Annotated in this window: 13 protein-coding genes; 5 read left to right on the top strand and 8 right to left on the bottom strand. The window is 62.4% G+C overall.

Features of this window, described 5'->3' with window-relative positions; all coding sequences use genetic code 11:
• Position 1 precedes the first annotated feature (1 nt).
• A complete protein-coding gene (gene dusA / locus RFN30_RS05555; protein ID WP_320261135.1) occupies positions 2 to 985 on the bottom strand; it encodes a tRNA dihydrouridine(20/20a) synthase DusA in 984 nt (327 codons plus the stop codon).
• 681 nt (positions 986 to 1,666) lie between these two features.
• On the opposite strand from dusA, the gene RFN30_RS05550 reads away from it, so the two are divergent.
• From RFN30_RS05550 to RFN30_RS05535, 4 genes are all read left to right on the top strand, one after another.
• A complete protein-coding gene (locus RFN30_RS05550) occupies positions 1,667 to 5,371 on the top strand; it encodes a DUF5801 repeats-in-toxin domain-containing protein (RefSeq protein ID WP_320261134.1) in 3,705 nt (1,234 codons plus the stop codon).
• 63 nt (positions 5,372 to 5,434) lie between these two features.
• Positions 5,435 to 5,830, top strand: coding sequence for a hypothetical protein (locus RFN30_RS05545; protein ID WP_320261133.1), 396 nt, complete (start codon positions 5,435 to 5,437; stop codon positions 5,828 to 5,830).
• 142 nt (positions 5,831 to 5,972) lie between these two features.
• Positions 5,973 to 8,351, top strand: a complete 2,379-nt coding sequence (locus tag RFN30_RS05540) for a peptidase domain-containing ABC transporter (protein ID WP_320261132.1) — start codon at positions 5,973 to 5,975, stop codon at positions 8,349 to 8,351.
• Positions 8,348 to 9,670, top strand: a complete 1,323-nt coding sequence (locus RFN30_RS05535) for an HlyD family type I secretion periplasmic adaptor subunit (RefSeq protein ID WP_320261131.1) — start codon at positions 8,348 to 8,350, stop codon at positions 9,668 to 9,670. The genes RFN30_RS05540 and RFN30_RS05535 overlap by 4 nt, the downstream gene beginning before the upstream one ends.
• 718 nt (positions 9,671 to 10,388) lie before the next feature.
• Here the strand turns inward: RFN30_RS05535 and RFN30_RS05530 are convergent.
• Entirely contained in the window at positions 10,389 to 12,434 is a 2,046-nt protein-coding gene (locus tag RFN30_RS05530; RefSeq protein ID WP_320261130.1) for an SPFH domain-containing protein, read from the bottom strand.
• Positions 12,435 to 12,911: 477 nt separating this feature from the next.
• Positions 12,912 to 13,214, bottom strand: coding sequence for a DUF982 domain-containing protein (locus RFN30_RS05525; protein WP_320261129.1), 303 nt, complete (start codon positions 13,212 to 13,214; stop codon positions 12,912 to 12,914).
• Positions 13,215 to 13,522: 308 nt separating this feature from the next.
• Between RFN30_RS05525 and RFN30_RS05520 the strand changes: the two genes are divergently transcribed.
• Positions 13,523 to 14,980: an NCS1 family nucleobase:cation symporter-1 gene (locus RFN30_RS05520; protein ID WP_320261128.1), complete on the top strand. Its 1,458-nt coding sequence runs from the start codon at positions 13,523 to 13,525 to the stop codon at positions 14,978 to 14,980.
• 59 nt (positions 14,981 to 15,039) lie between these two features.
• Here RFN30_RS05520 and RFN30_RS05515 read toward each other — a convergent pair whose 3' ends face one another.
• The 5 genes from RFN30_RS05515 to tpiA all read right to left on the bottom strand — a co-directional run bounded on the left by RFN30_RS05515 (position 15,040) and on the right by tpiA (position 20,273).
• The gene (locus RFN30_RS05515; protein WP_320261127.1) at positions 15,040 to 15,585 is read right to left on the bottom strand and encodes a DUF1697 domain-containing protein; all 546 of its coding nucleotides are present in this window, start codon (positions 15,583 to 15,585) and stop codon (positions 15,040 to 15,042) included.
• A 21-nt stretch (positions 15,586 to 15,606) separates the two neighbouring features.
• Positions 15,607 to 17,244 (bottom strand): CTP synthase, encoded by a 1,638-nt coding sequence (pyrG, locus tag RFN30_RS05510; RefSeq protein WP_127858072.1) that lies wholly within the window; start codon positions 17,242 to 17,244, stop codon positions 15,607 to 15,609.
• A gap of 251 nt (positions 17,245 to 17,495) precedes the next feature.
• Positions 17,496 to 18,614: a L,D-transpeptidase gene (locus tag RFN30_RS05505; RefSeq protein WP_320261126.1), complete on the bottom strand. Its 1,119-nt coding sequence runs from the start codon at positions 18,612 to 18,614 to the stop codon at positions 17,496 to 17,498.
• A 212-nt stretch (positions 18,615 to 18,826) separates the two neighbouring features.
• On the bottom strand, positions 18,827 to 19,333 hold the full coding sequence (secG, locus tag RFN30_RS05500; protein WP_320261125.1) for a preprotein translocase subunit SecG: 507 nt from the start codon (positions 19,331 to 19,333) through the stop codon (positions 18,827 to 18,829).
• Positions 19,334 to 19,505: 172 nt separating this feature from the next.
• Positions 19,506 to 20,273 carry a triose-phosphate isomerase gene (gene tpiA / locus RFN30_RS05495; protein ID WP_320261124.1) on the bottom strand — a complete coding sequence of 256 codons (768 nt, stop codon included), beginning with the start codon at positions 20,271 to 20,273 and terminating at the stop codon, positions 19,506 to 19,508.
• Between the last annotated feature and the right edge of the window lie 5 nt (positions 20,274 to 20,278).

Below are 20,278 nucleotides of genomic sequence, written 5' to 3'. Positions count from 1 at the left end.
GTCAAGCTGCCTCGGCCTCCGCCGCGAAATCGATCGCCGCGAACGCCGTCTTCAGCACCTCCGTCCCGGCGCCGGGTTTGTTGGCGTCGGTGGACAGGATCTGCCGGTAGCGGCGCGCGCCGGGAAGGCCGTGGAACAGCCCGACCATATGGCGCGTGACATGACCGAGCCGCCCGCCCTTCTCGATGTGGCGCGCCGCATAATCGGCCATTACGTCCATGAGCGCCGCGTAGTCGAAAGCGGCCTGCGCCTCGCCGTAGAATGCGGCATCGATCCCGGTGAGAATACCAGGCGTGTGATAGGCCGCGCGGCCAAGCATGGCACCGTCGACATGGCGGAGATGGTCCGAAACCTCGTCGAGCGATTGAATGCCGCCATTGATGCCGATGAATTGGTTCGGCTTCCTGGCCTTGAGCCGGTAGACGCGCGGATAGTCGAGCGGCGGGATGTCGCGATTTTCCTTGGGGCTCAGCCCCTCCAGCCACGCCTTGCGGGCATGCACCCAGAGCGCATCGGCGCCTGCCGCCAGTACGCCGTCGGCGAGCGTGTCGAGCGCAGCCTCAGGGTCCTGGTCATCGACGCCGATGCGGCATTTGACCGTGACCGGGATCTTCACCGCCGCCTTCATCGCCGCAACGCAGTCCGCGACCAGCATCGGCGTCTTCATCAGGCAGGCCCCGAACGTGCCCGACTGGACGCGGTCGGACGGGCAGCCGACATTGAGGTTGATCTCGTCGTAACCGAACGCCTCGCCGATCACCGCCGCCTCGGCAAGCTTTCGCGGATCCGAGCCGCCAAGCTGCAGCGCAACCGGATGCTCGTCACCGTCGAAGCCGAGCAGTCGCTCGCGTGCGCCATGGATGACGGCGTCGGCCACAACCATCTCGGTGTAGAGCAGCGCGCGGCGCGTCAGCTGCCGGTGGAAGAACCGGCAATGCCGGTCTGTCCAGTCCATCATTGGTGCTATAGCAAGCAGTGGTTGCATCGGCTTTTCAGCTATTTTCCGCCGTCTTACCATCCAAATTTGGTAGATGAGAACCGCGATATTCTCTTTTAGTTTCAAATAGTTCGAATGAGAAGGGACAAAGGTCCCATGATCGATTAGACCATTTCCAACGTCACATTTTTGTCATAAAAGCAACAGTCCGATTTTAACTTTCCACAAATAAGAGTAAACTTTTCGTGCTCAAGTTCTGAGCGGGAGGCGTACAGGCAGTCATAGCCTGTTGAAGAGGGGCGGGGTTGAGTATGCCCTCATCATTGATCCTTGGTGCCCGCCGTTGGTGGGTTGCAGATGCGCATAGGACGCATCCGCCGAGAATTGCCTGACGGGGCATGGAGCGGGGGCGCGGCGGCCCCCTCAACACCCTCTACCCCGAGTGTCAATCAAACTCCAGTTTCCTTTTAACGATGACGCGCAGCGCTAGCCTCGGCCAGCGGATGCGCGCCCATGCGACCGGTTGCCAGCGTTGGGGCTGATTTCGCGCCTGTCGCATTGAAACCAGGGAGAATCGCAATGGCACTCGACATCACAGCTCAAGACATCATCATCGACGAGAGCGCTGGTCTCACGAGACCGCCGAACGGCAGGTTCTCCGGCGACGGCGGGCGCCTCCCCCCACACCACAAGTTTCCCCATTCGCGGCACCTTTGAGAGGAGCAGACAATGGCACTGACCATCAATGTTTTCGGAAGCACGAAAATCGACGAAACGGCTGGCTTGCAGGATGATGACATCGCGCTACTTAACGTGCCGTCGAATGTCTCGACCGCATTCAGCAATGCGGGAGTCAACCTCGCGAGCGCAATTCAAGTCGCAGGCGGAGGGGGCGATGATCTCACCGTCACGCCTGACTCTGGCTTTACCGTCAATGGCCTCGGCTTCGTCGATCCAACCAACGGTGCGCTCAACGGGGACGCCAGCGGGCTTTTCACCCTCGAGGGCAGAGAGATCTTCCTCTACGCCGACCCCAACAACGACAACGTCGTCCTCGGCCGGGAGGGCACCGTCGGAGGGGTGGCGGATCCGAGCGGCGCCATCGTATTTGCGATCTACGTCGAAGAGACCACGACCAATTCCCTAATCACCGGCGGCAAGTTCTGGATTGCGCTCTTCGAGCCGCTGAAGCACCCGGACACCACCAACGACTTCGATTTCACTGTCAATCTCGACAATAAGCTCAAGGTCGCGGCGACCCAGTCCAACACCTTCTTGTTCGACAATGCGCCATCGGGCGCCAACGAGTTCATGATGTTCGGCAACAACCCCGGGGGCGTCAGCACCTCGGGCATCGTGGTGACCGGGCGTGACCCCGACCCGAACACCGAGGACAATATCACTAAACAGCCTAACGGGAAATCTTTCGACACGATCGGCAGCAGCCAGGCCGGACCCCACGCGACTATTGGCGTGAACGGCCAGCATCTCGGGCCGGGCGATGGCCTAAGTTTCACTATGGTCACAAATCCGGTCGGAGATTTCACGGTATCCCCCAACGCCGGCAACAACCCCGGGGAAGGTCTTAGCCCAACGGAGGCCGACCACGAAAGCAACATTCAGTTTGGAGGCTATGCCCCAGGCGTCACTTCGGCCTCGTTCACAGTCGCCCAGACGAACCCGACCAATAGCTCAGCCACAGTAAAGATTTCCGCCTTCAATGACTCGGACGGCGTGGCCGAGACGGGTACAGGTTTTGTCGAGGGATTTGCTGATGACGTTGCGGTCAACATCACCCAGGTCAAGATCAATGGCGTTGTGGTCGCTGCAGACCTCACCGGCGATACGGCGGTCGTCTCGGGTATCAAGAACGGGGATGTTATCACCTACACCACCACCAGCGCCCACACTCGGGTGCTGATCGAAAACGCCCAACCGACGAAGGGGCCGGGTTCGAACATCACCCTCGACATCGGCGGATTCACGATCTTGAGCAGCACGGGCGCGAGCGAGTTTGCCGGCACGCAACTCCAGTTCGACGATGACGGGCCGTCGATCACCGCGGTCGCGAGCACGGCATCGGTGCGCCACGACGAGACCGCCGGGGTGCAGGCCGACACCGATGTCGACGGCACTGCGATCGCCTTCGGTTCGACGACGATCGCGTCGCTGTTCACCAACGTGCCGTCGCCTGGCGACGATCCGGATGTGGCGGGCACCGGCGCAATCGGCTTCGCCCGCAGCACCGCTTCGCTGCTGACCGTGACGAGCGGCAGCGCCGGGGCCGATGGGCCGGCGACGCAGGAACTCAGCTATGCGTTAAGCGTCACCAACGGCACCGACTCGGGGGTCGAGACCACCGCGGGCACCAAGATCTTCATGTACAACGGCACCGGCACCGCCGCAGGCCTGATTCTCGGCAGGGTCGGCACCGAGAACGCGGGAGGTGACACCGCCGATCCTGCCGGCACGGTGGCTTTCGCGCTGGCGACTAACCCGGCCAACGGCGAGGTCTTCCTCACTCAATATCTGTCGCTGAAGCATCCGACCGGCGGCGCCTCGTACGATGAGACGATCACGCTGGCGTCGGGCGCAGTGCAGATGAGCGTCACCCGTACCGACGGCGACGGCGACACCGCCACCGACTCCGACAACAACATCGGCCTGCTCGTCAAGTTCGACGATGACGGGCCGACAATCACGGCCGTGACGAGCGGCACGGCGTCGGTGCGCCACGACGAGACCGCCGGGGTGCAGGCCGACACCGATGTCGACGGCTCGGCGATCGCCTTCGGTTCGACGACGATCGCGTCGCTGTTCACCAACGTGCCGTCGCCTGGCGACGATCCGGATGTGGCGGGCACCGGCGCAATCGGCTTCGCCCGCAGCACCGCTTCGCTGCTGACCGTGACGAGCGGCAGCGCCGGGGCCGATGGGCCGGCGACGCAGGAACTCAGCTATGCGTTAAGCGTCAACAACGGCACCGACTCGGGGGTCGAGACCACCGCGGGCACCAAGATCTTCTTGTACAACGGCACCGGCAGCGCCGCAGGCCTGATTCTCGGCAGGGTCGGCACCGAGAACGCGGGAGGTGACACCGCCGATCCCGCCGGCACGGTGGCTTTCGCGCTGGCGACGAACGCGACCACAGGCGAGGTCTTCCTCGCCCAGTATCTGTCGTTGAAGCATCCGACCGGCGGCGCCTCGTACGATGAGACGATCACGCTGGCGTCGGGCGCAGTGCAGATGAGCGTCACCCGTACCGACGGCGACGGCGACACCGCCACCGACTCCGGCAACGACATCGGCCTGCTCGTCAAGTTCGACGATGACGGGCCGACCGTCACGGTCGACAACATCGCGAACGGGACCTACGCCGCAGGCGGGAGCAGCACTTGGTCCGACGCTCCTGGCGCGGACGGGTTCAAGTCGCTGAACGTGACCTTCAACAACTACACAATCGACGCCCACCCCGCTGTGACCGTCAACACCTCGCTCGGGACGCTGACGACAACCAATGCGGACGGGAACTTTGTCTTCAACGGGACGATTACCGACGACTTCACTAACGACGGCATCGCTAACAATCAGACGGTGAACTTCAAGCTGACATTCGATGCGGTCGATCCGGGATCCGGCACCTACAAGATCGAGCTGACAACCCCGCCCTCAACGATCATTACCTTCGACACCTCGCAGGGTTCGCTGCCAGCGGGAGGCCCCCAGGCTGTGCAGTCGCTGACACTTTCGAGCGGACCCCAGGCCGGAACCAACATCGTGTTCTTCGGCGCTGTGGCAACCGCACCGCAGACGAACGGGGCGGTAGACTCGCCTCCGACAGACATCGAGGACTTAGTGGGACTCGGGCAGCCAGACCTGAGCAAGAGCCAGATCGACGCCTTGCTCGGGCCGCCCAATCAGATCCCGACCTTGATCAACCCCGCGACACAGATGAACGTGTCGACCTCGGGCATAGGCATCAATAACAACAACCTGGATGGCTCAGGCGCCGGGATTCAATCCACCGACGATAGCTTTGTCGCCAATCCCCAGTCGCTGGTGGACAAGGTCACCGTGTTCATCGACAACTCGGTGGGCGGTTACAACCCTAACACGGAGGACCTCGAATACAGTGTCTACTTCAGCGACGGGACCGTTACTGCGCCTACGAAGGTCGTGCAGGGCGATCTTACGCCCGTCACGTCGGGGGTCGCCGCTGGCGGCTTTTCGTTCGTCATCTCAGACGTCGCAGGCGGCCCCAAGATCGACGCCGTCCAGCTGACGATGGCAAGCGGCACGGTCAAGATCCCGGTGATACAGTTCGCCATCGAGCAGGCGTTTACTCCGCAGCCGATCAGCATGAACTTGACGGCTACCCTCAGCGATAACGATAGCGACACTAACCAAGACCAGTTCTCGATCGCTCTCGCCTGACGGTGCATCATCCGCGGCCGGGCACTCGCCCGGCCGCCTTTCTCATAGAGCCGGGGGTGGGCAATGGACGCGGTACCCGAAACCTTTGTCGACGCGTTTGGCGAGATTTCGCTCAAGCACGGCATGATCCGTATCGAGCTGGTGTCGCTGTCGGGCTCCGAGCCGCGCGTGACGCAGCGGCTGATCACCAGCCTGCAGGCCTTTTCTCAAATGATGCAGGCGCAGAACGGCATGCGCGAACAGCTCGAGAAGGCGGGCGTGATCCGCTCGCCACAGCCATCGCCGGGAGCCGAGCCGGGCTCCCAGCCCACGTCTCCCCCGCCGGTCGGAGAGGAAACGGGAGGGGCTGGAGCGACGGTGGTGCGGCTGATGCCGCAGCCGGCATGGCCTGCGGCGGCAACGCCCGCGGCAACAGAGCTGCGGCTGCCGAAATCGCCGAATTTCAGCGACGAGCAATAGCCGAAATGCGTCAGTGCCTCATGCCGAACAGAGCCCCTCTCCGCCCTACATGGCGCAGCGGAAGCGGGAGCACGCCGAGGCCCGTTAGCGTCACGGCGCCCGTCCTCGCGCCGACCAGCCAGCACGCCGCGGAGCGAAAGCCATGAACGATCGCTGGTTGTCCGATGCGCTCGCCACTCTCGTCTCCGCCGGGCACGGGCTGGTCAAGTGGAGCGGTCCCGGTCTGCACAGAGCGAGCGACCTGGCCGAGTGGCTCCACAGGCTGGGCCCCCCGGTTCAGTTCCTGCTGTGTACGGTGCTCGTATGGCTCGTCCTGGCCTGGACGCTCCGAACGCGTTCGCCCGCCGCCAAGGCTGTCACTGCGAGTTATCTGCGCGGTACCGTGGAAGGATCTCCAGTCGAAACAGCACTGCAGTGCCTTGTCGCCATCGGGCGGCACTACGGCATCGATCTTTCCCCCGAGCGCATCAAGCACGACTTTGCGCTGAGGCCCGACGACGACATCAACCGGCTGCTTCCGAAGATCGCCCGCAGCAGCGGCATGCGCAGCCGTAAATTGAAGGTCGGCTGGAAAGATCTCCAACGCCTCGGCGACGCCTATCCGGTGATGGCCCGGCTGACAAACGGCAACAGCGTCATCCTGCTCGGGTTCAACGAGGACAAGGTCGGGGTCCTCGATCCCCTCGCCGACCGCCTCGCGGTATTGCCCCTCGACCAGGCGACGTTCTGCAGGAAGTGGACCGGCGAGCTCCTGCTGCTGCGCCGCTCATTCGCGCTGACCGATGAAAGCCGGCCCTTCGGCTTCGCCTGGTTCCTCCCGGAAGTCGTCCGCAACGGCGCGATGTTCCGGGACATCGCGGTGGCGGCGGTCGCGCTGCAGGTACTGGCGCTTGCCCTGCCGATCTTTATCCAGATCACGGTCGACAAGGTGCTCGTGCACCAAGCCTATACGACGCTCGTTGTGCTCGCCATCGGGGTCAGCGCCGCGGTCCTGTTCGACGCGATTTTCAACTATCTGCGGCGCATCCTGCTGGTCTACGCCTCGGCGCGGATCGATGTGCGCACCTCGATCCGCACCTTCGCGCGTCTGCTGTCGTTGCCGATCGATTTCTTCGAGCGCGCCTCGGCCGGCGTCATCACCAAGCACATGCAGCAGGTCGAGAAGATCCGGGAGTTTCTGACCGGCCGCCTTTTCCTGACGTTGCTCGACGCCACCTCGCTGCTGGTCATCGTGCCGCTGCTGTTCCTCTACAGCGGCCGCCTCGCCACAATGGTGCTCGGCTTTTCCGCCCTCACCGCTTGTGTGATCGGCGGACTGATCCCGCTCTACCGCCGCAAGTTGCGCGTCCTTTACGAGGCCGAAGGGCAGCGTCAGGCCTATCTCGTCGAGACGATCCACGGCATGGAAACGGTCAAGGGGTTGGCGACCGAGCCCTTGCGCCAGCGCGACTGGGACGCGCTCTGCGCCCAGGCCGCCGAGTCGCGGTTCGACGTCGGGCGGATTTCGACCTCGGCGCAGGCGGTGATCGGGCTCCTCGAAAAGCTGCTGACGGTTGCGGTCGTCGGCTTCGGCGCCCTGCTGGTCTTCGACAACCAGATGACGGTGGGCGCGCTGATCGCGTTCAATATGCTGTCGGGCCGGGTCACCACGCCGCTCTCACAGATCGTCGGTCTGGTGCAAGGCTACCAGGAGGCCGGGCTCTCGGTGCGAATGCTCGGCAACATCATGAACCGCAGTCCGGAGCGGCCACCGAACGTGCGCGGCCTGCGCCCGCCGATCGCGGGCACTGTCGAGTTCGAGCATGTGATCTTCCGCTACAGCGAAAGCGCTCCGCCGGCCCTGAACGACGTGTCGCTGACCATCCCGGCCGGTTCGGTTTTCGGCATCGTCGGGCGCAGCGGCTCGGGCAAGTCGACATTGACGCGGCTGATGCGCGGCACGTACCCGATCCAGCACGGCTCGGTGCGGATCGACGGTCATGAAATTCGCGAGCTCGACCTCCCGCATTTGCGCAGCAACGTCGGCGTCGTGATGCAGCAGTGCTTTCTGTTCCGCGGCACCGTGCGCGAGAACATCGGGGCGACTAGGCCAGATGCGACCCTCGAGGAGATCGTCCACGCCGCGACGATGGCCGGCGCCGACGAGTTCATCAAGCTTCTGCCGCAGGGCTACGACACCTTGCTCGAGGAGGGCGGCACCAATTTGTCGGGCGGCCAGCAGCAACGCCTGTCGATCGCCCGTGCCTTGCTGCGCCAACCGCGCATCCTCATCCTGGACGAGGCGACCTCTGCGCTTGATCCCGAGAGCGAGGCGATCGTCCAGGCAAACCTTGCCCGCATTGCCGAGGGGCGAACCGTAGTCATGGTTTCGCACCGTCTGTCCTCGCTCGTCGCAGCGGACGCCATTGTCGTGCTCGATCGCGGCCGGATCGTCGATTACGGGAAACATGGCGAACTCCTGTCCCGCTGCATGACTTACCGACAGCTATGGAGCCAGCAGAACAGGCATCTTGCCCGATGAGCACGCTTCTTCCAGCAGTGAGAGACTTTCAAAGCGATGCCCGCAAGATCGACGAGCGGCGCCCGCCCCGGTTGGTGGGGGCCACGCTGTACGCACTTGTCGCGGCCATCATGGTCGCAGGCATTTGGGCGTCGGTGGCCAAGGTCGACCAGATCGTGGTCGCACCGGGCAAGCTGATGACGACGGCCTCGACGATTGTGGTGCAGCCGCTCGAGATCTCGACCGTGCGCAGCATCGACGCCAAGGTGGGCGACATCGTGCGGAAAGGCGACGCATTGGCGACCCTCGACGCGACTTTCAGTGAAGCCGATGCCGACCAATTGCGGGGAAAGGTCGCGAGCCTCGCCGCGCAAATCGGGCGGCTCGAGTCCGAGCTCGACGACCGGCCGTACAAGCCCCAAAACCTGGATGACGAAACGCGCCTGCAGTCGACGATCTGGATCCGGAGGATCGAGGAGAACAAGGCGAAGCTGGCTTCTTACGATCGGCAGATCCGTAATGTTCAAGCCCAGATGGCGACCAAGAGCGCCGATCGCGAGGCATTGGAGGTCCGCCTTGGCGTGGCAAAGGATCTTGAGACGATGCGGGACGTTCTGGTGAAGAGGGAGGTCGGCTCGAAGGTCGACTATCTCACTGCCAAAGGTCAGCGGCTGCAGGTCGAGCAGGAAATGCTGCTTGTGAGCAATAACATGGCTGAGCTCGAGGAGAATGTGGAGCGCTTGAAGGCCGAGGAAGCGGCTTATCTCGCAGAGTTCCGCCAGAAGACCGCTGAGGACCTGGTCCAAGCGCGCCGCGACCACGATGCCGCGGCCAGAGAACTCGGCAAGGCGCTGCGGCGGAAGGCTGTCACGGTGCTAACCGCACCCGCCGACGCGGTCGTGCTCGAAGTGGCGCAGCGCTCTGTTGGCTCGGTCTTGAAAGAAGCAGAGCCGCTCTATACCCTCGTTCCTCTGGGCTCTCCGTTGGAGGCAGAAGTCTCTGTCGAGGGGCTCGATGTCGGCCATGTCGAGCGCGGCAGTGCAGTTCGCCTGAAACTCGAGGCGTGGCCCTTCCAGAAGCACGGTACCCTGTCCGGTAAGGTTCGAACCGTCTCGGACGACACCTTCACGCCGGATGCGAAGAATGGTGGGCAGCAGCGTCCTTACTACAAGGCACGGGTGGAGTTGACCGCGACCGACCTGCGTGATGTGCCGAGCAGTTTTCGCTTGATCCCCGGCATGGCGGTATCTGCGGAGATCAAGGTGGGCGACCGCACGATTTTGTCATATTTCCTCTATCCGCTCCTGCGTGGTCTCGACGAAAGCATCCGCGAACCCTGAGTCACGAAGCTATGCGAGCCGACGTCCGCCGGAGCGAGCGGTCGCTGATAACGGGTTCACAGCACACGCACTTGGCGCCTCGTTCTTGACGCTGTTGACGTCCGGCTGACAGGCCGGCACTTCAACTCGCCATTGCTCCTGCTCAGGGACGCGGAGTTCTCTTGCACGGATCTGCCCTATGAAAATGGGTCTGGCCCGAGTTCCCTCTTGCTCAAACAGGGAAGCTGCTGCCCGCGGGCTGCAGCCAAGTTCCCTGGTGAATCGGTCCGTGAGATAGCGCACTTGTAACGTCAGCCCGAGCACAGCCGTCTCTGAGTCTCTGCGACATGATCCTGACCGGCGAGCACACTTTGCTCAACTACATGCTGGCGCCGGTCGAGGCTTCCCTCATGCGTACCTTCAGGGAAAATTAGAGACGTGGCAGCGCTGACGCGCGCCGCCACTCGGCGTCGGCCACTGGGGCCGGCGCTCCATCGACTCAAGGGGCCGGCCTCCGTCAGGAGCAGCCAGAGGATCCGGGTGGCGCTACCGCCTCACAACTCAAAGCGCTGTGTCCGCCAACTGATGCGGTAAGGCCACTAAAGGCTTTCCGCGCTTCTGCCGAAATCGTTCCTGGCGTGTCCAAGTCCGCCGCGAAGGTCGCTACGACTAAACCCTGCCGAAATTCGACGGGTTCGTCAGCAGTCTGAATGGGCCGCTACAACCGGCCCATCCTCAATCACTCCTCCTCAACGGGTGCCGGGATCTCATCCGGTAGGTTTTGCCGTCCAACCCGGTCGGCAACGAGCATCGAAAGCATCATCTCGACAAGGCCATTGGCGGCCCCCTTCTCGCCACCGGTAGCGCCGATCTGGATCTGCGGCACGAGCGGTAACCTGCCATTCTCGATCGCCTCGGCGAAGCGAATGAGAACCTGCGAGTTGAGCTGATAGTCCGGGCCGCCGAAGGCCGCGACCTTCTTCTCGGTGGCCTCGGCCTCCGCCAGACCGATGGCGCGCACCTTCTCGGCCTCCGCAAAACCGGTCGCCTTGATGCGTTCGGCATCGGCAAGCGCGACAGCCTTGATCATGTCGGCTTCGCCCAGGCCGGCGAGGCGCACCTTCTCTGCCTCTGCCTTGGCAGTGACCTGAATGGTTTCCGCCTCCTGGCGGGTGCGGGCGAGTTGCGCCTTACCCTCGTTCTCACTAATCTCGATGGTAAGTGCCGACGTCGTGATCTTGGCTTGCTGTTCGGCGAGCGCCTGCTTCTCACGCAACGTACGTTCCTGAATGGCCGCCCTCTCCTGCAATTTATAAGTCTCGACCTTTTCGACTGCAATCTGACGCTCTCGCAACTGGATCAGGATCTGCTCTATGCTGTTCTGGCCATTGGCGGCACGGGGCGTACCAATCAACACTTCCTGCAGCTCGAGACTGTAGGAATTGAATTTTTCGCGCATCTCCTCGCCCGATTTGCGCTGGATATCGCTACGCTCCTGCAAAAGCTGGATCAGCGTCTTTGTCTGGGCGATATTCTTGAAGTACGCAGAAACCATCGGATCGAGCGTTTGTTCGACCAGCCGCTTGATGTCACCGAAACGCTGCACCACGAGCGGCGCCTTCATATAGTCGATATGCACGACGACGGAGAGTGGCAGCACAGGCTCGAACGCATCTTTGGTGATCAACGACACTTCAGACAGGTTTTCGTCCAGCCTGTGTTCGCCAAACTGCTCCTTCGTCCATTTGAGCACGAAGTTGGTGGTCGGCACGGTGATGATATTGCCGGCATAGGTATTGAACGCATACTTGCCCGGCAGCAGCGGCGTTGACCAGACACCGCGTGCGCCGATTTCGACCAGCTCGCCGTGACGGTATGCCTGCCCGGATATATCCGTGCCGTGGCGGCCGTTATAGGAGACGACGACACCCACCGTGCCAACGTCAATGATCGTCTTCTCGACCAGTTCGACGGTCGCGAAAATGCGATTGAGGAAGTAGCTACCGTCGGCCAGCACCTGCAACTGCCGGCCACGGTAGCCACCGGCATTGAGAAACTTCTCCGGGTCCTGAAAATTGTTGTGGAAGTTCGGGTCGTTCGGATCGTTGGCGACGGTCGGTGCGATGATCTCGCCGTCCGGCAGGGCCGGACCGTCATGGATGGTGACGATACCGATCATGTCCTCGGCATTATGGATGACGACTGGCTCAAAGCCACCCCGCTCCGAGATCATGCTGGACATATTGGTAAAAAGGTTTTGTTCCGACGCGCTCAGATTGACGGCATAGATCGACTGGGCGGTGAGCACGACGAATTGTGCGAGATTGATGGCATAGGTGCCTTCACGCAAGATCTTGCGTTGCGGTCCTTTCTGTCCGCCTTTTTCGAGAAAGGCGCGCACATCCTGGAAATCATCGGCGTCGGTGTTGGAAGCAAGTGTCTGCGTCGGAGGCAGCGGCTTGCCATCACGGGCAAAGACATAGCCTATCTGACCCTGCGGGATGGTGACAAGATTGGCGCGATGCATCGAATATTGGAACGGCATGAAGAAATGTAGGCCACCGCGCACGACTTCCGGCTGGTAGCCTGCTTCACGGTTGAGCGCTATGAAGCCATTGCTAACGGAGCCGCGAAAACTCCATAGTTTTTCTAAGATGCCGAGCCTGTCGTTTGGGATGTAGCGGACCACGCCGCTCCACCAGAACAGGATTGCCAGCACGATGACTAGCACGGCTACCTCGATCGCCATCCATTTCATCGGGCCGAGATATTGTAGGGCTTCCATCTCTTCTCTCCTATGGGGCACGCGGGTTCGTTCACCCGACCGCCACCCGGTTGGTGTTGATTGATGAAGCGGGGAATTTGGGCGCCGACACGCTCGACGCACTAAGGGCGTGTCGAACGTTTGGGCTGCTCATTGTCTGGGAGAATGACCGCGCGTCCCAAGTCCCCGGTGAGGGGAGGCGTGGCCGTGAGAGATCTCACATTGGTGTTGCCTTGATAGACATAACGACAAATGAAGTAGGAATCGCGCCTACAAGTTTAAAGATATTCCGCGCGGAAATCTAATAAGTATTTCCAACACTTTCACTATTTCGAATAGCGTGATGGTTGGCTTTTAGAAATTGGCAAGAGCGCGAAATGACGCTCTTGACGGGTTGGAACCGTCGGCCCCCGGTCCGGCCCGATGCGGCATCAGACAACACGCCGCGTGCCGCGCCATCGCAGGCGCAGCACTTTGATTTCACGAAGGTTTTTTCGCCTAGCGCCTCAGGGCGTAGACATTGTCCATGGACGCGCCGCCCAGGGGCAGCGCCATATCGTCGTCGAGAATCCGCGTGATGCGGGCAAAGCCGACAAAGGCTTTTCTCGCTTCCTCAGCCGACATCTTGCCAGCCATCGCTGCCGAGCAGCAATTCATGGCGCACTGATAAACGGGGCCGCGTCTCCCCGTAGGCCATTTCCGCAGGAATACCATCGCTTCGGAGACGCTGTCGACTTCCTCCATGGGGTATCCCTGCCCACGCGCGATTCGCACAGGGGTAAAGAAATGCAAGCGATCCATCACTATCCTCCCGGTCGACCGCAACGCGGCCGAACCCCATTAAACGCACGTTCGGTGGTTTGGTTCCAAACAAATTTGGTTGCCGCTCGAAAAAGTACGGAACTGGATAGAACGCCGACTTCAGCGGGCTGTTCGGCAGCCGACTCAGTAAAGGCGATTCCTCTTTTGGCGCAACGAGAAGCGCGATTCTCATTGAATGAGTTTAAGGCCAAAGCCGGCAAATCGATTGCTTGTCGGTTCCCCAGCGTCAGGCTTAACCTCGCCGGTTAACGCGTGAGGGCGCGTTTTGCAAAAAGGGGACACTTGCAATGACCATACAAGGCGCATCGCCCGGCCTCTACAACGAGGACCTGGCTCCGGCAACGGTCAGGAACTGGGGACCGTTTTCGATCTTCAACGTCTGGACCTCCGACGTCCACAGCCTCTGGGGATATTATCTCGCCGCCAGTCTGTTCCTGTTCTGCGGCGGCTTCGTCAACTTCATCATCGCCATCGGCATCGGCTCGCTGATCATCTACGCGCTGATGAACCTGGTCGGCTATGCCGGCGTGAAGACCGGCGTGCCCTACCCCGTGCTCGCGCGCGCCTCCTTCGGCATCTGGGGCGCCAACATCCCGGCGCTGGTGCGCGCCGTCGTCGCCTGCTTCTGGTACGGCGCGCAGACAGCCGCCGCATCGGGCGCGATCGTGGCGCTGCTGACCCGGCTGCAGTGGTTCGACGAATTCAACAAGAGCTCGCATCTGCTCGGCCATTCCACCCTGGAGGTGATCTGCTTCGTCGTCATCTGGGCGCTGCAGCTCTTGATCATCCAGAAAGGCATGGAAACAGTGCGCCGCTTCCAGGATTGGGCCGGCCCTGCGGTGTGGGTGATGATGCTGATCCTGGCGATCTATCTCTGCCTCAAGGCAGGCACCTTCGCCTTCACCAGCGACATCCCTATGGAGGTACTGCTCGAAAAGACCAAGGATGCCGGCGTGCCGGGCGAGCCGGGTTCGTGGACGGCGCTATTCGCGGTAGCGGCGATCTGGGTGACCTATTTCTCGGCTCTCTACCTCAACTTCTGCGACTTCGCCCGCTACGCGCCGGACAATGCGGCGCTGCGCAAGGGCAACATCTGGGGCCTGCCGGTCAACCTGATCCTGTTCTCGCTGGTCGCCGGCGTCACCACGATCGCCGCCTACGACGTCTATCACGAGGTGCTGCTGCATCCCGACCAGATCTCGGCCAAGTTCGACAGCTGGTTCCTGGCAGCTCTCGCTGCATTGACCTTCGCGGTGGCGACGCTCGGCATCAACGTCGTGGCGAACTTCGTCTCGCCGGCCTTCGACTTCTCCAACGTCTTCCCGCGCCAGATCGACTTCAAGAAGGGCGGCTACATTGCAGCGTTGATTGCACTCGTGCTCTATCCCTTCGCGCCGTGGGAAGGCAGCGCTGCTTCCTTCGTCAACATCATCGGCGCGACGATGGGGCCGATCTTCGGCGTGATGATGGTCGACTACTATTTGATCCGGAAGGGCGAGGTCGACGTCAGCGCGCTCTATCGGGAAGACGGCGAGTTCCGCTTCCAGGGCGGCTGGCACGTCAACGCCTTCATCGCCGCCGGCATCGGCGCGATCTTCTCCTCGATCCTGCCCAACTTCACCAACTGGCTGCCCGCCTGGTGGGGCGTCTATGGCTGGTTCTTCGGCGTGGCGATCGCGGGCGCCGTCTATTACATGCTGCGCAGCATGGCGCTCGGCGCCGGAGCGCGGACGGCAAAGGCTTGAAATGAGGCAGTAGGCGTTAGGCAACAGGGAATAGAGAACGCATCCCTACTGCCTACTGCCTACTGCCTACCTTCTACCATCTCGGCCAGCCTGCGCACCGTATTCCAGTTGCGGGAAGTGCCGATGCCCATGCGCTTGTGGTTTGCCGCTGCAAGCAGCCGCGAACTTGGCCTCTCGCGCGAAAAGACAAACCAGATATCGCCTCCGACCAGACGCACCCTCTCGTCCACGGCGGCACGGACCTGAAGTCCTGACAGGGCTTCATCGGCAACAGGTTGACGCATCACCCGCACCGCGACCTGGTCGGCGGTTTCCGCCGATTCGGCAGGGAACGGATTGCCGGCCGCGAGCTTCAGCCAGTCCTCTGCGCCGCGCACTACAATGTCGACATGCCGGCCGAAAGTCTCTTCGAAGGCCTTCTCCAGCCGTCGCTCGAGAGCGGAAACCTTGGTCGTCCGCGCCTCGAAGACCAGATTGCCCGTCGCCACCAGCGTGCGGACGTTCTTCAGGCCAACGCCTTCCGCCATCGCCTTAAGGTCGGCCATGACGACTCGCCGCCCCTCACCCAGGACGATGCTGTAGAGCAGCGCGACATAGGTGTTCATGACCGGCTCAAGCCCGATCGCTCACACCAGCCGGGACTGTTCCACCGCCGCCGAAATGAAGCTTGCGAACAGCGGATGCGGCTCGAGCGGCCGGCTCTTCAGTTCGGGGTGGTATTGCACGCCGATGAACCAGGGATGGTCGGGATATTCGACCGTCTCCGGCAGCACGCCGTCCGGCGACATGCCGGCAAAGACCAGGCCGCAATCCTCGAGCCGCTGCTTGTAGTCGATATTGACCTCATAGCGGTGCCGGTGGCGCTCGGAGATCTGGGTGTCGCCGTAGATCTCGGCGATCTTCGAACCCTTGGCGAGATCGGCCTGGTAGGCGCCGAGCCGCATCGTGCCGCCGAGGTCGCCGGTGGCCCTGCGCTTTTCCAGCATGTTGCCCTTCAGCCATTCGGTCATCAGGCCGACAACGGGCTCCTCGGTCGGGCCGAACTCGGTCGACGACGCATGCTCGACGCCGGCGAGCGACCGCGCCGCTTCGATGCAGGCCATCTGCATGCCGAAGCAGATGCCGAAATAAGGCACCTTGCGCTCGCGCGCGAACTTCGCCGCCAGGATCTTGCCTTCCGAGCCGCGCTCGCCGAAACCGCCGGGAACGAGGATGCCATGCACCTTTTCCAGCCAGGGTGCGGGATCTTCCTTCTCGAAGATCTCGCTCTCGATCCAGTCGAGCTTGACCTTGACGCGGTTGGCGAGGCCGCCATGCGAGAGCGCCTCGATCAAAGATTTATAAGCATCCTTGAGGCCGGTGTATTTGCCGACGACGGCAATCGTCACCTCGCCTTCCGGATTGTGGATGCGGCTGGAGAGCGCCTGCCAGGGCTCCATGCGCGGCTTCGGCGCCGGGTCGATGCCGAAGGCGGCGAGCACTTCCGAATCCAGACCCTCCTTGTGGTAGGCCATCGGCACGTCATAGATGTGCGGCACATCGAGCGCCTGGATGACGGCGCTTTCGCGCACGTTGCAGAACAGTGAAAGCTTACGCCGCTCTTCCTTGGGGATCGGCCGGTCGGCGCGCACCAGCAGGATGTCGGGCGCGATGCCGATGCCGCGCAATTCCTTGACCGAATGCTGCGTCGGCTTGGTCTTCAGCTCGCCGGCGGTCGGAATGTAGGGCATCAGCGTCAGATGCACATAGACGGCGTTGTTGCGCGGCAGGTCGTTGCCGAGCTGACGGATCGCTTCCAGGAACGGCATCGCCTCGATGTCGCCGACCGTGCCGCCGATCTCGCATAGGACAAAATCGTAGTCGTCATTGCCGTCGAGGACGAAATGCTTGATCTCGTCGGTGACGTGCGGGATCACCTGCACGGTGGCGCCGAGATAATCGCCGCGCCGCTCGCGCTCGATGATGTTCTTGTAGATGCGGCCGGTGGTGATGTTGTCCTGCTGGTTGGCCGAGCGGCCGGTGAAGCGCTCATAATGGCCGAGATCGAGATCGGTCTCGGCGCCGTCGTCGGTCACGAACACTTCGCCATGCTGATACGGCGACATCGTTCCGGGGTCGACATTGAGGTAAGGATCGAGCTTTTTGATCCGCGCGCGATAGCCTCGCGCCTGCAAAAGAGCCCCAAGAGCTGCTGCGGCGATGCCTTTTCCGAGTGAGGAAACCACGCCGCCTGTGATGAATACATATCGCGCCATGGGAGTCATCGCTTAACGCGGCCTGATTGATTCCGCCAGAGAAAAAACCGCCGCGAAGGCTTTTTCCCAAAATGGCGCCGGTGCCCGCGATGGGCCTTTGCGAAGCATGTCGCCCAAAAGTGCCAGGCGGTTTTGGGACAACGACATGCGTCAAAACAAAAATTCAAAACGAAAGGGCCGGCTGTGCCGGCCCTTTCGGCAGTTTGCGTGAACGCGTCGGATGACGACGACTTGGGTCGCTAGAACTAACGACCTTGTCGTTAGATAATAACGACCTTGGTGCCGATCTTGACGCGGCTGTAGAGGTCCATGACGTGCTCGTTGATCATGCGGAAGCAGCCGTTGGAGGCGCTGGTTCCGATCGACTGCGGCGCAATGGTGCCATGGATGCGCAGATGCGTGTCCTTCTTGCCGTCATAGAGATAGATGGCGCGCGCGCCGAGCGGGTTCTCGCCGCCGCCGGGCATGCCGTCCTTGTACTGGCCGTAGTGCTTCGGCTCACGCTTCTGCATGTCGAGCGTCGGAATCCAGCGCGGCCATTCCTGCTTGTCGCCGACCGCCACCGTGCCCTTGAACTGCAGCCCTTCGCGTCCCACCGCGATGGCATAGCGGCGAGCAGTGGAAAAGGATTCCACGAGGTAGAGGCGACGGGCACTGGTGTCGATGACGATCGTGCCTGGCTCATAGCCGGTGAATGTGACGTCCTGCGGCACGAATTCCGGCTTCACCTTGAACGGCCGCTTTGCGTCCTTCTTGGCAAGCGCCGAATCGAGCGCGCGGGTCTCAGGCAGGTAGTTGATCGAGGTCACCGACTGGCCGCCGAAAAGGCCCGCGAACAGCCCGCCGCTGCTCGTCTGCTTCTGGCCGGGCTGCTCGCTGCGCAGCTCACCGTTGTTGCCGGTGGCCGCGATGTTCATCGCTTCGGCCGGGATCGGCTCCTCGGTCTGGAGCGCTGCGATCGGCGCCACAGGCTCGAGCGGTTCGATGATCTTGACGGTCTTCTTCACCGGCCTGGCATCGGCCACTTCCGCCGACGTGCCCTTTTTGGCAAGCCATTCCTGGCGAGCCGCATCCGCCTTGGCCTTGGCCGCCTCGCGCATCGCCAGCTTGCGGGCTTCAAGCGCCTTTTCCTTGGCCGCTTCCTTGTCGGCGGCGATCTTGGCCTCGAGCTTCTTGATCTGCGCGAGATCGTCGGGAGTCGGGTTTTTCTTCTTCTTGAGAAGCTTCAGCTGCGATGCGTCGCTCTTGGCGACGACGGGAATTGCGTCAGTCTTCTCTACCGACGGCGAAGCGGCCAGGTTTGCCGGTGAGGCAAAGGCCGCGGACCCCATGCCGAATACGGCACAGAATCCCAAAAGGATGAAGCTGCGAAGCTGCATGGCGAAGATCCGATTTTCTATGCTAGTTGCCCACGGCGTCGCCCGGCGCCCCCCAAGGACGCCGAAAAGTGCCGCGCGCAATCTATAATCGATTAGCCAGCGTGCCCTCAAGCTGAGCGACGCGCTAAGCTTGGTTGAATCTTCGTGATAAAGCGGCATTTGCCGCGACTGTGTTCAAAGAACAACAGATCGCGGCAGCAATGCTTGTCCGGCTACTGGTTCGGAACCTGCGGGGTGACCGGCAAGGTAACGCCGTTCGTGGTCGGCGGCGTGGTCGGATTCGCGGGCGCCGGCGTGGCGGGAGCGGTGGCCGGAGCCGTGGTGGTGGCGCCATTCGACAGTGGCGTCGTGGTCGTCGTGCCGCCCGAAGGGGCCGCCGGCGCGGTCCCGCCAGCCGGCGCCGCCGGCTGCGAGCCGCCCACTGGACCGTTGGCGCCCGGCAACTGGTTGAGCACGCCGTTACTGGAAGGCGCGCGATTGAGGATGTCGATCGGCTTCTCGCCGTAGCGGGCAATGATCGACAACGCGAGCGAGGTCACGAAGAAAGCCGCGGCCAGGATCGCCGTCGCGCGGGTCAGCGCATTGGCGGCGCCCCGCGCCGTCATGAAACCGGAACCGCCGCCGATGCCGAGACCGCCGCCTTCGGAGCGCTGCAGCAGCACCACGCCGACAAGGGCGAGCACGACCATTAGGTGAACGACGATCAGTACGGTTTCCATAATTTATCCTGGCGAGGCCTTGCGCGGCCGCGCATACGACCGGTGATTTGGAGGCGGCTCCTTACAATGCTTTGACGGCATTTCCAAGCCCGTGGCCGGGAATATGGGGAGCAATCCGGCCGTTGCAACGATTTGAGCCTGCGTCCCCCGCCGCTTCAGTGCGCTCCGAGGGCTATGCGATGTTCATATAGGCTTCCGCAATGGCGAGGAAGTCGGCCGCCTTCAGGCTCGCGCCCCCGACCAGCGCGCCGTCGACATTCTCGACGCCAAGCAGTTCCACTGCATTGGACGGCTTGACCGAACCGCCATAGAGAATGCGCATCTTGGCCGCGGCATCGCCGAGCAGCGCGATGAGCTTGCCGCGGATATGCGCATGCGCCTCGGCGACGTCGGCCGCGGTCGGTGTCAGACCGGTGCCTATGGCCCAGACGGGCTCGTAGGCGATAATGGTGTTGGCGGCAGTGGCGCTCGGAGGCACGGAACCGTCGAGCTGGCGCGACAGGACATCGAGCGTCGCGCCGGCTTCGCGTTCGGCACGCGTCTCGCCGATGCAGATGATCGCCACCAGCCCTGCCCGCCAGGCCGCCGACGCCTTGGCGTTGACGATCGCGTCGTTGTCGCCGCATTGCTCGCGGCGCTCGGAATGGCCGACGATGACATGGCTGGCGCCGGCATCCTTCAGCATCTCGGCCGAAATCTCACCCGTATAGGCACCGCTCTCCTTGGGATGGCAATCCTCGCCGCCGGCACGAACCGGCGTGCGCGACAGGATCTCGGCGGCCTGATGAAGCAAGGTCGCCGGCACGCAGACCAGAGCTTCCGTCTCTGCATCGAGCCCGCTCATGAAGCCGTTGCCGATCATCCTCAGCTCGTTGAGCGAGGCGCTGGTGCCGTTCATTTTCCAGTTGCCGGCAACGAGCGGACGGATTCCAGGGGTCATGGGGT

Source organism: Mesorhizobium dulcispinae, assembly GCF_033977345.1.
GTDB lineage: Bacteria > Pseudomonadota > Alphaproteobacteria > Rhizobiales > Rhizobiaceae > Mesorhizobium > Mesorhizobium dulcispinae.
Note: the sequence above shows the minus strand (reverse complement) of the source record. Positions and strands in the feature narration are given on the sequence as shown.

Bases quoted from the DNA above. Each gene is read 5' to 3' on its own strand.
- dusA (WP_320261135.1), bottom strand. From the start codon at position 985: ATGCAACCACTGCTTGCTATAGCACCAATGATGGACTGGACAGACCGG.
- RFN30_RS05550 (WP_320261134.1), top strand. From the start codon at position 1,667: ATGGCACTGACCATCAATGTTTTCGGAAGCACGAAAATCGACGAAACG.
- RFN30_RS05545 (WP_320261133.1), top strand. From the start codon at position 5,435: ATGGACGCGGTACCCGAAACCTTTGTCGACGCGTTTGGCGAGATTTCG.
- RFN30_RS05540 (WP_320261132.1), top strand. From the start codon at position 5,973: ATGAACGATCGCTGGTTGTCCGATGCGCTCGCCACTCTCGTCTCCGCC.
- RFN30_RS05535 (WP_320261131.1), top strand. From the start codon at position 8,348: ATGAGCACGCTTCTTCCAGCAGTGAGAGACTTTCAAAGCGATGCCCGC.
- RFN30_RS05530 (WP_320261130.1), bottom strand. From the start codon at position 12,434: ATGGAAGCCCTACAATATCTCGGCCCGATGAAATGGATGGCGATCGAG.
- RFN30_RS05525 (WP_320261129.1), bottom strand. From the start codon at position 13,214: ATGGATCGCTTGCATTTCTTTACCCCTGTGCGAATCGCGCGTGGGCAG.
- RFN30_RS05520 (WP_320261128.1), top strand. From the start codon at position 13,523: ATGACCATACAAGGCGCATCGCCCGGCCTCTACAACGAGGACCTGGCT.
- RFN30_RS05515 (WP_320261127.1), bottom strand. From the start codon at position 15,585: ATGAACACCTATGTCGCGCTGCTCTACAGCATCGTCCTGGGTGAGGGG.
- pyrG (WP_127858072.1), bottom strand. From the start codon at position 17,244: ATGACTCCCATGGCGCGATATGTATTCATCACAGGCGGCGTGGTTTCC.
- RFN30_RS05505 (WP_320261126.1), bottom strand. From the start codon at position 18,614: ATGCAGCTTCGCAGCTTCATCCTTTTGGGATTCTGTGCCGTATTCGGC.
- secG (WP_320261125.1), bottom strand. From the start codon at position 19,333: ATGGAAACCGTACTGATCGTCGTTCACCTAATGGTCGTGCTCGCCCTT.
- tpiA (WP_320261124.1), bottom strand. From the start codon at position 20,273: ATGACCCCTGGAATCCGTCCGCTCGTTGCCGGCAACTGGAAAATGAAC.